Here is a 14438-nt window from a genome sequence, read left to right as displayed (position 1 = left end):
GTTCAGCCGGCTTTCTTGCCCTGAGACTGCTGCTGCGACGGCGGCGCGATGCGTTGCGGCGAATCGGCGGGCACCGGATTGATCGCCATGTTCGCCTGCAACTTCCCGGTTCCCTGCGTGATGACGCGATCGCCGGGCGCAAGGCCGCGCGTCACCACCCAGAACGAACCCTGCGTGCGATCGGCCACGATGCTCTTCTGCGTGGCCCTGTTATTGGGGCCGACCACCCAGACGGTGGCATTTCCCTTCGGATCGCGCGCCACCGCCGCCTGCGGCACAAGAATAGCGGTCGGATCGATCGCCTGCGCGAATATCGCGCGCACGAACATGCCGGGCAGCAACAGGCCGGTCGGATTGGGAAAGCGTGCGCGCAGCGTCACCGTGCCGGTGCTCGGATCGACGACGACTTCCGAAAACTCCACGCTCCCGGCAAGATCATATTCCCCGCCGTCCTCGAGCTTGAGCCGTACCGCAGCGCGCGTCGGCACCGCCCCGCCGGACGCGAGGCTGCGGCGCAACTGCAGAAGCGCCGCGGAAGATTGCTGGATGTCGACGTAGATCGGATCGAGCTGCTGGATCGTCGCCAACGGATCGGTCTGGCTGGTCGTGACGAGCGCGCCGACGGTGAACAGGGACCGTCCGATCCGCCCGGTGATCGGTGCGGGAACGGTGGTGAAGCGCAGGTTGGTTCGCGCGGTATCCAGCTGCGCCTTGTTTTGCAGGATCGATGCCTGTGCCTGCCGCTGGGCGGCGAGCGCATCGGTGTAATCCTGCTTGCTCACCGCCTCGATCTCGGCGAGCGGGCGATATCGATCCGCCTTGATCTTGGCGGCGGCGGCGGTCGCTTCAGCGCTGGCGAGATTGGCCGACGCCTGGTTGGTCGCGGCGCGATAGAGGCTGGGATCGATCTGATAGAGCGGCTGGCCCTGCTTGACGATCGATCCCTCGGTAAAGAAGCGGCGCTGGATTACCCCGCTCACCTGCGGCCGCACCTCGGAACTCTGGAACGCGACGGTGCGGCCGGGCAACTCGGCCGGGATCGGCACGCTTGCCGTGCGCGCAACGATGTAGCCGACCTGCACCGCGCCGTTGCTTGCCCGCTTCTTGCTGGAAGCGTCGGTCCCACCGCTTCCACATGCCGCCAGGATCAGCGCAAGCGAAATAATGGGCGTCAGTTCGCCGATCGTCCTCGTGCGCAAAATCCTGTTCCTGCCGAAGGTTTAAGCCGCGTTTCGGTCGGGAAAATGCCCGGTGCGGCGTTTCGATCCGTTCGATAATCGGATCGGACGCAAACGTGAAGCCTCAAGCGACGAACGATCGCACCGGCACAGGCGTTTATCGCCGGGTGAAGTTACCTGGGCGACGCTCCGCCACAGCCTTGATGCCCTCGCGAAAATCGCCCGTCGCCATCAATCGATCCTGCTCGGCGCGTTCATGCTGGGTCTGCCGCTCCACCGCCGCGGCGAGCTCTGCGCGTAATGTCGCGCGGGTCGCCTCCACGCCAAGCGGCGCCGCCGCCGCTATTTCCTCAGCGAGCCCCGCCGCCGCCGCGTCGAGGCGGTCTGCCGGCACAAGCTCATCGATCAGGCCGAAGGCGAGCGCCTCCTCCGCCTTCACGCGACGGCCGGTCAGCAGCATCAGCGATGCCTTCTGCACGCCGATCACGCGCGGCAGCGTATGCGAGATGCCGAAGCCGGCATGGAAACCGAGGCTGACGAAATTGGCGGAAAAACGCGCTTCGGGCGCGGCGACGCGAAAATCCGCGACCAGCGCAAGGCCGAGCCCGGCGCCGACCGCTGCACCCTGGATCGCGGCCACGATCGGCTTGCGCGTGGTGAACAATCGTACCGCATTGCGATAAAGGATCGGGGTTTCCGCCTCTCCGCTTTCGGTGACCAGCGGCTTGTCGCCCGAGAGGTCAGCGCCGCCGCAGAACACGCGCCCGGCCGTCTTCAACACGATCACGCGGCACTGATCGTTGCGATCGAGCTCCTCGAACGTGTCAGCGAGTGCGCCGATCAACGCGGCATTGACGTGATTATGCGGCTCACGATCGATAGTCACGACGGCGACATGGCCGGTCAGCGAAATCTCGATATGCTCTTTCACGGTGATCCTTCCGCCTTGCCGAGGAGCGGCTTCATCGCCGCCATTCGGGGCGATTGGCAAGCCCTTTGCCAACCCCGGTTCGACGAGCCGCATGAAACCGTTTGGGAAATCGCGCGTTTCCCCTGTCCGGGGAGAAGTTCAGACTCTATCGTGCGCCCGGAAGCAAAAGGGGATCGTGCGTGGGGTTTGCGGTTGTTCGTCTGAGTTGTGTGACGACCGCATTGCTGGTTGCTACCTCGCCCCCGGCCAACGCTCAGGCGCAGTCTGCCAATCCTGCTGCGGGCAAGTCGCAAGACGATAAGCCAATCGTGCCTGATGCGGAGTTTGACAAGGCTCTGCCGCCGCTGTCGGCTGACATGAACGCGCCGCTCGAGCCGATGCCGGTGGCGGAACAGCCGGCATCCGCATCCGCGCCCATCGCCCCATCGGGCACTTTGCCCCCGCCCGCATCCGAAGATCGCCGACTCGAACAGCCGCTGCCGCCTATCGCCAATTTTCAGACCGTGCCGCTGGAATCGGCAGCCGACGTCAAGGAAAAACCGGCACCCGAAATACGCTATCAGCTTGTCGTACGCGGGCTTGATGCGATCGATCTGGACAGCGAGTTCAAGTCCTTTTCTTCGTTGAAGAACGGCGGCGGCAAGGCCGCCAATGCCACGCAGATCTCGGCGCGCGCGCACGAGGACGAGGCATTGGCAGTGCGGCTGATGAAATCGCGCGGATATTATGATGGCGTCGCCCATTCGGTAATCGAGCCGGTGCCGGGGCAGGCGGGCAATGTCAGAGCGATCATCAGCGCCTCGCCCGGCAGGCTTTATCATCTCGGCGCGATCAACGTCGTATCGCCCCCGACCGTGCCGGTCGGGCTGGTGCGCGCGCAATTGCCGCTTAAGACAGGCGATCCGATCGATGCGGCGCGGATCGAGGCGGCGGAGGCGAACGTCAGCCTTGTGCTGCCGCAGCGCGGCTATCCGTTCGCGAAGGTGGGGCAGCGCGATATCCTGCTCGACGATCAGACCCTGATCGGGGACTATACACTTCCAGTGGAAACCGGCGCGCGCAGCAGCTTCGGCAAGTTGCGCACCACCGGCGATCCGGTATTCGGATTAAAGCATCTGAATGTCTTTCCGCGCTTCAAGCAGGGGGATCTGTATGACGCGCGCAAAACGGACGATCTGCGCCAGGCGCTGGCAGCTACCGGCCTGTTCAATTCGATCTCGGTGGAACCAGTCGCGACGGGAGAGCCGGGGCCCGACGGAACTGAACTGGTCGATCTGCTCATCAACCAGAGCCAGGGGAAGACGCGCAGCATCGCCGCCACCGCCGGCTATGGCACGGGCGAGGGGATCAAGCTGGAGGGGACATGGACCAGCCGCAACCTTTTCCCCCCCGAAGGTGCGCTGATCCTTTCCGCGATCGCGGGCACGCAGCAGCAGGGCGCCTCCGCGACCCTGCGCCGCGCCAATGCCGGGCAGCGCGATCGCACGTTCTCGATCATCGCGAGCGGCCTTCGCCAGAATTACGATGCGTTCAATGCGATCACAGGCACGCTCGCGGTGCGCTGGAGCTACGATTCCACGCCGCTGTGGCAGAAGAAGCTGACCTATGCCTACGGCGCGGAACTGACCGGCACGAACGAGAGCGTCTATGACTTCGCGCGCGGCGATCGCGTGCGGCGTACCTACGGCATCGCGGCAGTGCCGCTTCAGGCCATGTGGGATACTTCGGACAACCTTCTCAATCCGACGCGCGGCTATCGCGTGAAGCTGAACCTCAGCCCGGAAACGTCGGTTCAGGGCTCGGTCGATCCTTATGTCCGCATGATGGTCGAGGGAACATTCTATTACCCGGTTCTGGACAGTCTGGTGATCGCGGGGCGGGCACGAGCGGGATCGATCGTAGGGACTTCGCGCGATGAGCTTGCGCCCTCGCGGCGTTATTATGGCGGTGGCGGCGGATCGGTACGTGGCTATGGCTACCAGCGGCTGGGGCCGTTCGATCCGCAGGGCAACCCGGTGGGTGGGCGAAGCATCAACGAATTCTCGCTGGAGGCGCGTTATCGCTTCGGCAATTTCGGGATCGTGCCGTTCATCGATGCCGGCAACGCCTATGAAAGCGTTTTGCCCAAGGCTAGCGACCTGCGCTTTGGTGCTGGCATCGGCGGCCGCTTCTACACCAATTTCGGCCCGATGCGGCTAGACCTCGCTACCCCGCTCAACCCGCGCAAGGGCGATGGCAATATCGCGCTCTATATCTCGATCGGGCAGGCTTTCTGATGGCGGAGGATGGCGTTCCCGCTCACGTCGCTCGACCACTGTGGCAGCGTATCATGAAGTGGCTCGGTATCGCGATCTGCGCACTGGCTCTGTTGCTGCTGGTGATTGTGGCGGGGATCAACACCGATCCGGGCCGCCGCCTCGTCGCCGATCAGCTCGGCGCCTATAAGACCGCCACAGGCCTCAATATCCGCGTCGGAAGGATCGATGGCTCACTTTACGGGCGAATGACGCTTTCCGATGTGCAGGTCAGCGATCCGAAGGGCGTTTTCCTGACCTCGCCGCGTATCGACGTCGACTGGCGACCGTTCGCGTTCATCGGGAATCATGTCGATGTGCGCAGCCTGGAAAGCGCGCTCGTCACCCTGAGGCGCAATCCGGCGTTCACGCCGCAGCCCAGCGACCCCAACGCGCCGTTCCTGCCGGATCTCGATATCGATATCGGCCGCTTGCGGGTCGATCGGTTCGTGATGGAGCCGCCCGTCGCGGGAGCGCGGCATATCGGGAGGATCATCGGTGCGGCGCACATCGCCGACCGGCGCGCGAAGCTCGATGTGGATGCGGTGGCATTGCGCGGGCCGGGGATCGGCGGCGGGGATACGCTGCGTCTGCGGCTTGATGCGGTGCCGGATGAGGACAAGCTCGATCTGAATGCGCGGCTGTTTGCGCCGGCGGGTGGCGTGGTCTCCTCACTCGCGGGGACGAAAACGCCGCTGATCGCGACCATCGGCGGCAAGGGCAGCTGGAAGGCGTGGTCGGGAAAGATGCTGGCGTCGCTCGGCGGCGGACAGTTGGCCGATCTGGGCATTACCGCTCACACCGGGCATATCGAGGTACGCGGCTATACGAAGCCCGGGCTTTACCTCGAGGGGCCGGTTGAACGGCTCACCGCCCCGCGGCTGGATGTCGCCATCGATACGACTCTCGCGCAGCGCAGGGCCGATACGCGGATCAAGCTGAAGTCCGACGCTCTGGTGGTGGATGCGGGCGGTATCGTCGATCTCGCCAACAGCCGGTTCGGCAATTTCGCCGTCGATGCCCAGTTGCTCACCCCCGGCGCGATCGCACCGAATGTGCGCGGCCGTGACGTGTTGGCGCGGCTGGTGCTCAATGGCCCGTTCGCGATGCCCGTGGTCGATTACAAGATCCGCGCGAGCGCGCTGGGCTTCGCCGACACCATTGTCGAAAATCTTTACGCCGAGGGCCAGGCGCGGGTGGATGCGCATCGCATCCTCGTGCCGGTGCATGCGCGCGCGCGCCGGATTGGCGGGCTCAACGCGGCGGTAGGCGGCCTTACCAATAACGTCCGGATCGATGGCGACGTGGCAATCACGATGCCGTCAGTGCTGTCAGACAATCTGCGCATCCGCTCCGACAATATCGACGCCACAGCAATCATTGCCGCCAACATCAAGACGGGGCGTTACACCGGCGCGCTCAAAGGGCGTATCAACAACTACCGCATCGAGAGCATCGGCATCGTCAACCTCACGACGGATGCAAGGCTGGTGCCGGCCGCGCGCGGCGGCTTCGGCATAAGCGGCAGGATCGTCGCGCAGACGCGCCAGATATTCAATTCCGGTGCGCGCACCTTCCTGGGCGGCAATGCGGTGATGCGTGCCGATGTCGGCTATGCGCCGGAAGGTCTGGTTACTTTCACCAACCTGCGGCTCAACGCTCCGCAATTCCGGGTGACGCACGGGGAAGGGCGATATGAGCTGAACAATGGCCGACTGGCGGTTTCGGCGGCTGCCTATTCTACGCAATATGGGCCGTTGTTCGCGCGGGTGAGTGGGAGCGCCACCGATCCAATAGTGTTGCTGCGCGCACCCCGGCCCGGCGTGGGCGTGGGGCTCGTCGATCTCAATGCGCGGATTGTAGGCCGGAACGGCGCCTATGCCGTGACGGCGCAGGGCGGAACGACTTATGGACCGTTCAACGCCGACGTCCTTGTCCATTCTGGCAAGCAACTGGCGATCGATATCCGCAAGGTGATCTTTGCCGGCGTCACCGTCGCCGGCCGCGTCGTGCAGACTGCGGCGGGGCCGTTCGCGGGGCAGCTTCAGTTCGCCGGCTCCGGCCTTTCCGGCAACGCGCGTCTTGGCGCTGAGGGGCAATACCAGCGCGCCGACGTCAACGCGCGTGCCGATAACGCCAAGATACCGGGGGCGGTGGATTTCACGATCGGCCGCGCCCTGGTTACGGCAAGCATCGTGCTGCGCGAAAAGCCGCAGGTGATTGCCGACGTGCAAGTCGCCGACATGCGCTATGGCCCAACCGTGATCGACACGGCGCGCGCAAAGGTGAACTACGCCAATGGCAGGGGCACCGCGCAGGCCGTGCTGGCCGGTTCGAACAGCGTTCCCTTCCGCTTGGCGGCCAACGCCAGGCTTGCGCCAGATGATTACCTCGTGGCGCTGACCGGGCAGGCAAACGGAGTGGGTTTCAAAACCGGCAGCCCGGCGCACATCATCGCAACGCATGGCACCTACACGCTCCAGCCGACTCTGCTCATATTCGACAAGGGCAGGGCGCGGATTGCTGGCAGTTATGGGCCAAAGCTGGTGGCGCAAGCGCGCCTCGAAAGTCTCGACCTGTCGATCCTCAACGCCTTCGTCCCCGACATCGGGCTGGGCGGGCAGGCGACGGGGAGCCTCGATTTTACGCAGGCCAGCGCGAGTGCGTTCCCGCAAGCCGACGCGCGGATGACGATCACCGGGTTCACTCGCTCCAGCCTGGCGTCTGTATCCACCCCGGTGGATGTAGAGTTTGCCGGGCGGCTCGTCAGCGATGGCGGCGAAGCGCGTGCGATCGTTAAACGCGGAGCGACCACTGTTGGCCGGATGGCTGCCACGCTGCGGCCGTTGCCTTCCGGAGACGGATCATGGATGACGCGGCTGCTCCAGGCCCCGCTTGGTGGCGGCATTCGCTACAATGGGCCGGCCGCGGTGTTGTTCAGCTTTGCAGGGCTGGCCAATCAACAGCTCTCCGGCCCGATCGCTGTCGCCGCCGATTTCGGTGGCCGGGTTACGGCGCCGCAACTTAACGGCATCGCGCGCGCGGACAACCTTACCTACGACAACGAAACCTACGGAACGCGGCTGTCGCAGATGCAGCTTCGCGCGCGTTTCACAGCCGACCGGCTGGAGATAGACTCGCTGCAGGCGCGTGCCGGAGACGGCACGGTGCAGGCGAAGGGCTTCGTTAGCCTGGCCGCCGAGCAAGGCTATCCAATGAATTTGACAGCGACGCTCAACAATGCGCGGCTCGCCAAATCCGATAGCCTGGGGGCGACCGCCAGCGGCACGCTGAATATATCGAACGGCGCCGGTGGCGGCCTCATCAAAGCCGATCTTACCATCCCCAATGCGCGCTATGAGATCATCCGCCAGGGCGCGGCGGAAGTGCCGGAGCTTAGCGGCGTACGCTGGAAGCGGGACATTCGCGTTGCGCGGGCGACCGACCGGCCGGCTGCCCCCTCCGTCGGCCTGTTCAAGCTAGATATGCGTATCCGGGCCGCCAACCAGTTGTTCGTTTCCGGCATGGGGCTGGAGAGCGAATGGCAGATGGATATGCGGGTGAGCGGCACATCGACCGCGCCGATCATTACCGGCGGGCTGGATCTCGTTCGCGGCACCTATTCGTTCGCAGGGACGCGCTTCGACGTGACGCGCGGTCGTATCCGCTTCCAAGGCGGTGCGTTGACAGACCCGGATATCGATATTCAGGCGAACACCACCAAAGACAGCACGACGTTTAATATCAACATCGCGGGCACCGGGCAGAAGCCGCAGATCACGTTTACCTCAACACCATCGCTGCCACAGGATGAGGTGCTGAGCCGATTACTGTTCGGCACCAACCCGGAGAACCTTTCCGCGACAGAGGCGATACAATTGGCGGCTGCGCTCAATTCATTGCGCGGATCGGGCGGCGGGCTTAATCCGCTTGGTAAGCTTCGCTCCGCGACCGGATTCGATCGCCTGCGCGTGCTGGGTGCCGATCAGGCGACCGGACGCGGCACGGCGCTTGCTGCGGGCAAATACATCACGCGTAACATTTATATCGAGATCGTCACCGATGCGCGCGGCTTCACCGCGACGCAGCTTACCGTCGCGCTCACCAAATCGCTGAGCGTCCTGACGCAGGCGGGTTCGTTCGGCGGCTCAAATGCGACCGTGCGTTACTCGCGGGATTACTGACACTGCTGTAAACATATCTTCCCCGCGAGCCGAAAATCGAATATCGGGTATCGTGAGAGAGGATAGTGCATGACCGAGCATGTCGATGTAATCGTTGTTGGTGCCGGCCTGTCCGGGATCGGCGCCGGTTATCATCTTCAGACGCGCAGTCCGAAGAGCAGTTACCTGATCCTTGAGGGGAGGGAGGCGATCGGCGGAACCTGGGATCTGTTCCGCTATCCCGGAATCCGTTCGGATTCTGATATGCACACGCTTGGCTACAACTTCCGGCCATGGACCCAGGCGAAGGCAATCGCGGACGGCCCTTCGATACGTGAGTATATTGCCGATACGGCACGGACCTACGGCATCGATCGGCATATCCGGTTCGGTCATCGCGTCATCAGCGCGGCGTGGTCCACGCCGGAGGCCTGCTGGACGGTGCAGTGCGAAACGGGGGCGGGCGAAGCGCGTCGGTTTACCTGCAACTTCCTGTATATGTGCTCGGGCTATTACAATTACGCCACCGGACACGCGCCCGATTTCCCGGGTTCCGATGATTTCCGCGGCCGGATCGTCCATCCGCAATTCTGGCCGGAAGACCTGGATTATGCGGGAAAGAAGGTCGTGGTGATCGGCAGCGGGGCGACCGCCGTCACCCTCGTGCCTGAAATGGCGCGAACCGCATCGCATGTCACCATGCTCCAGCGCTCGCCTACCTACGTCGTTTCACGTCCGGCGGAGGATCGTTTCGCGAACTTCCTGCGGCGCAAGCTGCCGGAAAAAGCCGCCTATGGTATCACGCGCTGGAAAAATGTGCTGTTGCAGATGTTCTTCTTCCGCATGACGCGCAAGCGCCCGGAAAAGGCGAAGGAGCGGCTGATCGCGATGGTGCGGGAGCAGCTCGGCCCTGACTATGACATCGCGACCCACTTCACGCCGCGCTATAATCCGTGGGACCAGCGGCTCTGCCTGGTTCCCGACGCGGATCTGTTCGATGCAATCAAGGCGGGCAGTGCCTCGGTCGAAACCGGAACGATAGATACCTTCACCGACGGTGGCATCCGCCTCAACAATGGCAAGACGATCGACGCCGACGTAATTGTCAGCGCGACGGGCTTGCAGATGCAATTACTGAGCGGGGTACCTTTCACCGTCGACGGAAAGCTTGTCGAGTTGTCCCGGACACTTAACTACAAAGGCATGATGTATTCCGATGTTCCGAACCTCGCTTCTTGTTTCGGCTATACCAACGCGTCCTGGACGCTGAAGGCGGACCTGACGTCGATGTACGTCTGTCGCTTGCTGGAGGCGATGCGCAGGCGAGGAATGCGGCAATGCACGCCGCGGATCGGGGCCGAAGTGATCGAGGAGGAGCCGTTCCTGAGCTTCACGTCCGGTTACGTGGAGCGCGCGTTGGAAAGCCTTCCAAAGCAAGGAAAGCGGAAACCCTGGAAATTGCACCAGAATTACGCGCTTGACGTCATGGCGCTACGGTTCGGTTCGTTGGATGACAGCATGGAGTTTTCCAATCCGGAGCATGTCCGCGCAAAGGTAGCCGCCTGACGAGCGGCTTTTGCGAGAAAAAATCGCGATCGGTAAATCCGCTGCGTCCCGAAACAGTGGGCGGCACACGCAACTCGGCATCGGGGGGGTAGCCCTCCCGTGGCAAGTTCGACTGGTCGAATGAAGAACGGCTCAGTCCGCGGCAGACCGCCCACCTTTCAAGCGCGTGGAAATCAGGCGCTGTAGGTCGATAAAGGCCGTAATCAAAAACGCCTTAACGCGTCGCAGACAACCATATCGAGGCGAAAACTACCGATCAGATCGCCTGGACAGGAGGTCGGTTTCGCAGATTTTCCGGCCCGAAATTCCGATAATCTGCGGAAAAACCAGCATATTATCAGAATGTTCGAGCCGGAATTACTGTTACCAGGGACGGATGTCCGTACCGTAGATAAGCGCAAGAATAAGAGCGAGCATGGCTTTCTCCCTTTATGGGCAACCCCAATGGGTTGCGAGTCACGCTTAACGAAATATCAACCAATCCGCAATGGGCTAAGCTCAGGCGCTCTGGGAGGTTCGTTGATTAATTATATCTTCAGCCATTCCGCATACCGCTGTTGATGATGGTACAGCACCGCTCAGAAATGCTTCCCCAGACGGCTCCGTCGACCGATGCCGAACCGGCGCCAGCCGTTCGGTCGTCGGCGAACGCGTGGCGGTTGGTTGTGCTCGCCGAAGTTGCCAATTTTGCATCGTTGCGCCGTTTGCTTGGCGCCGAACGCGCGGCGGCGCTGGTCGAGGTGACGGCGAAGCGGCTTGCGGCGGTCGTGTCGGATGGGACGGTGCGCGCAGTTGGGCGCGACCTGATTGAGATCGAGGCTGTCGCGGCGTCATGGGCAGAATATGAAGCGCTTCTCCCGCGGCTTCGGGCCGCCAGCGCGACTGGGATCGAAATGGGCGACCGGCGTTGTACGGTTACCCTGCGACTCGGCGGCGCCGCCATCAGGGAGGATGAACACGATTCCGTCACGCTGATCGAGCGCGCGGAAGCCGCTCTCGCGAACGCGCGCGGCAACGGTATTGATGGCAGCGTTCCAGAGCGGGGTGCGGTCGCCAGTGAACTCGCGACAGAATTGGAGCTGGCCATCGAGCGTGGCGAGCTGCTCATGCTCTATCAACCGAAATTCCATGTTCGGCGACAGAAAGTCACTTGTGCCGAGGCGCTAATTCGCTGGCGCCACCCGGAGCGCGGACTGATACCGCCGATCGAGTTCATTCCGGTTGCGGAAGAAGCGCATCTTATCGACAGACTGACGCTGTGGACGATCCGGCAGGTGATCGAAGACCAGCGGAAAATGCGCTCGCTCGGGCATGATCAGCGCCTTTTCGTCAATATTTCCGGGCAGTTGCTGGCCGATGCCGTTTTCGTCCGCGAGGCTTGCGCCCTTGTCGCCTCAAGCGGCGCGACATTGGGCTTTGAAGTTACCGAAACTTCAGTGATCCGGGATCCCGTCAGCGCGATCGCGAATCTGCAGGTGTTCGCAGATATCGGCATCACCATAGCAATCGACGATTACGGAGCGGGCCTGTCCAGTCTTGCTTATCTGAAGCAGCTTCCGGCCGTCGAACTGAAAATAGACAAGCTGTTCGTAACGCAATTGACCAGTTCGAACCGTGACCCGCTGATCGTGCGATCGACAATAGATCTCGCGCATGCCCTGGAGATGGAGGTGGTCGCGGAAGGCGTCGAGAGTCACGCCGCGCTGGCGCTGCTGACGGTGATGGGCTGCGATATGGTGCAGGGTTTTCTAATCAGCCGTCCGGTGTCCATCGACGCTCTGGTTGCCTTTCTCGATGACGAATCCTGGCATCAGGGTGGCCAGGAAAATCGCGGACCGTTCAATCGCCTGGCACCGACGTGGAAACGCGGCTGAAACGCCGGTTGCGCGCACTCCGTCTCATCCCGGCGTGCGGCATATTGCTGAGCACGCCGGTTGTAGCGGCGGGTCAGAGCGCTCAATTCGACACGATGATCGCGAGCGTGAAGGCGGCGATGATGGCGGATCCCGGTGAGGCGATCCGTCGCGGCAACAACGTGTTGCGCTTCGCGCAGGAGAAGCGCTCGGCAAACATGATCGCTACCGCGCAGTGGCTGCTCGGCGAGGCCTATCTTCGTATGAACGAGCCGCAAAAGGCTCTCACAATATTAAACGGTGCGCGGCGGACGCTGGCGGGCAGCGACAAAAACACCCATCTTCAGGCAGACATACTCCTGTCGCTAGGCGGCGCCAGGACCGCCACGGGAGAGGTGGCTGCGGCGTTAAGCAATTTGCACAGCGCCTATGTGATTTTTCATTCGCTAAGCGATGAAAGAAGCGAGGCTAAGGCGCTTATTTCTATCGCTCTTCTATATTATGGCGGCAACGATAATATTACCGCGCTACGCTATTTCGATCAAGCCAAAGACATCTATTCCAAGGATCCTAATTTCGCTCTCTCGATATATAACGGGAAAGGGAATGCCCTAAAAGAAATGGGGAGCTTTGCTGCGGCAGAGCAGCAATATGATCGGGCGCTCCAGCTCGCGCGCGGCATGTCGAGCGATCTCCTCGTGGCACAAGTGCTTAGCAATATCGCGCGCGTTCGGCTCAAGCAGAATGATTTGCCTCATGCCGATCGCGCCATTTCGGAAGGCCGGGCTCTCACCCGTCGCGACGGTGCGGCGCCATATCGTCCGCTGTTTCAGGTTCTTGCGGCCCAGTCGGCCTATCTTCATCATAGGCTGGATGACGCGCGAACCTTGATCGACGCCCGTTTCGACAATGTCGATCTGACAGCAACCGAGCTCAGCGATCGCGATGGCCACGACATCGCGTACCGGATTTACACTGCTCTTGGTGACGATCGCCTTGCGCTGGCGCACCTCGAGGCGTTGAAGCGGCTTGACGATCGAGCGACCGAACTGGCGCGCTCGAATAGCGCGGCATTGGCGGGCGCGCGGTTCGATTTCGCGAACCAGGAACTGCGGATCGCCACACTAAAGGCCAGCGACTTACAGAAAACGGTAGCGTTCGAGCGTGACAAGGCGCGCACGCAACGCTTTGTGTTTATCGGTGCGGGGTTGGTCACGGCGCTCGTAATTGCATTGTTGGCCTTCGGTGTCCTTACGCTCCGCCGCAGCCGTAACAGGCTGTCAGCCAGCAATACAGCGCTCGGCAAGGCGTTGGCCGCGAAGACGGAGTTCCTCGCTACCACAAGCCACGAAATCCGCACGCCGCTGAACGGCATTCTGGGCATGACGCAGGTCATGCTTGCCGACCAGCGGCTCGATACCGAGACGCGCGGGCGCCTTTCGGTGGTGCATGGCGCGGGCGTCAACATGCGCGCGCTGGTCGATGACATTCTTGACGTTGCCAAAATGGAAACGGGCAAGATGACTATAGAGGAAGCCGCTTTTGATCTGCGCCAGGTGGTTCGTGATGCCACCGGAATGTGGGCCGAGCAGGCGCGCGCCAAGAAGCTTTCGTTCGACGCCACGCTGGAAGACGGACCGGAATGGATCATCGGCGACAGCGCGAGGCTGAGGCAGATCGTTTTTAACCTGCTGTCGAACGCCGTAAAATTCACTCATACCGGCAGCATCGGCGTGACCACGGAAGTCGCGGGCGATCGTTGGCGGCTTTCCGTGGCAGATACCGGCATCGGTATTGCCCCGGCCAAGCATGAAGCCATCTTCGAGGCATTCCGCCAGGCTGATACGGGAACGACGCGACAATATGGCGGCACCGGTCTTGGGCTGGCGATCTGTCGCAACCTTGCGCGCGCGATGGGTGGAGACGTGTCGGTCCAAAGCGACCTGGATCAGGGCGCGACCTTCACCATCGATCTGCCGCTTCGGCGGGCGGAGGCGCCGGTCGCGTCGCATGAAGCCAAAGCCGATGGAATTCTGGTGGTAGATCGAAGCCCGATCACCCGCGCGATGTTCAAAACCCTGTTCGGGCCGCGTGCGGGTTCGGTTACATTTGCCGGATCGGTGGACGAAGCTGTCGGACTGATTGCTGATGGCGGCCCACGCACGATATTGATCGACGATGCGACGCTACGGCTCGCTGCCGACCCTTATTCCGCGCTCAAGATGATACGAGCGGCCGCGGCGGACGCCAGACTTGCGATCCTCGGTCCCGCCGCACTGGCCGGAGAAAGCGAAATGCTGGAACAGGCGGGGGTCGATCGCGTTATCCTGAAGCCGATTGCGAAAGATGCTTTGTTAACCGAACTATTCGACGAACCGAGCGCGCGCTCGCTTGTGTCGGCAGCGGCATAGCGCGATAAAGGTACGGAGATGAAACGACCGTCGCGCGATCTA

7 protein-coding genes are annotated in these 14438 nt (G+C 62.4%); 5 read left to right on the top strand and 2 right to left on the bottom strand.

Translation table 11 applies throughout. From position 1 onward, the window contains the following. Nucleotides 1-2 precede the first annotated feature (2 nt). Both FFS35_RS02870 and FFS35_RS02865 read right to left on the bottom strand, forming a co-directional pair. Nucleotides 3-1199 (bottom strand): efflux RND transporter periplasmic adaptor subunit, encoded by a 1197-nt coding sequence (locus FFS35_RS02870; RefSeq protein WP_249341421.1) that lies wholly within the window; start codon nt 1197-1199, stop codon nt 3-5. Between the two features lie 136 nt (nt 1200-1335). After that, nucleotides 1336-2109, bottom strand: coding sequence for an enoyl-CoA hydratase-related protein (locus tag FFS35_RS02865; RefSeq protein WP_249341420.1), 774 nt, complete (start codon nt 2107-2109; stop codon nt 1336-1338). A 179-nt stretch (nt 2110-2288) separates the two neighbouring features. On the opposite strand from FFS35_RS02865, the gene FFS35_RS02860 reads away from it, so the two are divergent. The 5 genes from FFS35_RS02860 (at nt 2289) to FFS35_RS02840 (ending at nt 14396) form a co-directional block, all read left to right on the top strand. Continuing rightward, nucleotides 2289-4385 carry a BamA/TamA family outer membrane protein gene (locus FFS35_RS02860; RefSeq protein WP_249341419.1) on the top strand — a complete coding sequence of 699 codons (2097 nt, stop codon included), beginning with the start codon at nt 2289-2291 and terminating at the stop codon, nt 4383-4385. Between the two features lie 53 nt (nt 4386-4438). Beyond that, complete coding sequence (locus FFS35_RS02855) at nt 4439-8587, top strand: translocation/assembly module TamB domain-containing protein (protein WP_249341418.1); 4149 nt, start codon at nt 4439-4441, stop codon at nt 8585-8587. A gap of 69 nt (nt 8588-8656) precedes the next feature. Next, nucleotides 8657-10132 carry an NAD(P)/FAD-dependent oxidoreductase gene (locus tag FFS35_RS02850; RefSeq protein WP_137785623.1) on the top strand — a complete coding sequence of 492 codons (1476 nt, stop codon included), beginning with the start codon at nt 8657-8659 and terminating at the stop codon, nt 10130-10132. 740 nt (nt 10133-10872) lie between these two features. After that, complete coding sequence (locus FFS35_RS02845; protein WP_249341417.1) at nt 10873-12006, top strand: EAL domain-containing protein; 1134 nt, start codon at nt 10873-10875, stop codon at nt 12004-12006. Then, nucleotides 11991-14396: an ATP-binding protein gene (locus FFS35_RS02840; RefSeq protein WP_249341416.1), complete on the top strand. Its 2406-nt coding sequence runs from the start codon at nt 11991-11993 to the stop codon at nt 14394-14396. The genes FFS35_RS02845 and FFS35_RS02840 overlap by 16 nt, the downstream gene beginning before the upstream one ends. Nucleotides 14397-14438: the final 42 nt, after the last annotated feature.

Source organism: Sphingomonas sp. 3P27F8, from assembly GCF_005502745.1.
Classification (GTDB): Bacteria; Pseudomonadota; Alphaproteobacteria; order Sphingomonadales; family Sphingomonadaceae; genus Sphingomonas.
This window is presented reverse-complemented; position numbering and strand designations above follow the sequence as displayed.

What these genes read in the sequence shown, in the direction of transcription:
- FFS35_RS02855 (WP_249341418.1), top strand. Translation starts at nt 4,439, where the DNA reads ATGAAGTGGCTCGGTATCGCGATCTGCGCACTGGCTCTGTTGCTGCTG.
- FFS35_RS02850 (WP_137785623.1), top strand. Translation starts at nt 8,657, where the DNA reads ATGACCGAGCATGTCGATGTAATCGTTGTTGGTGCCGGCCTGTCCGGG.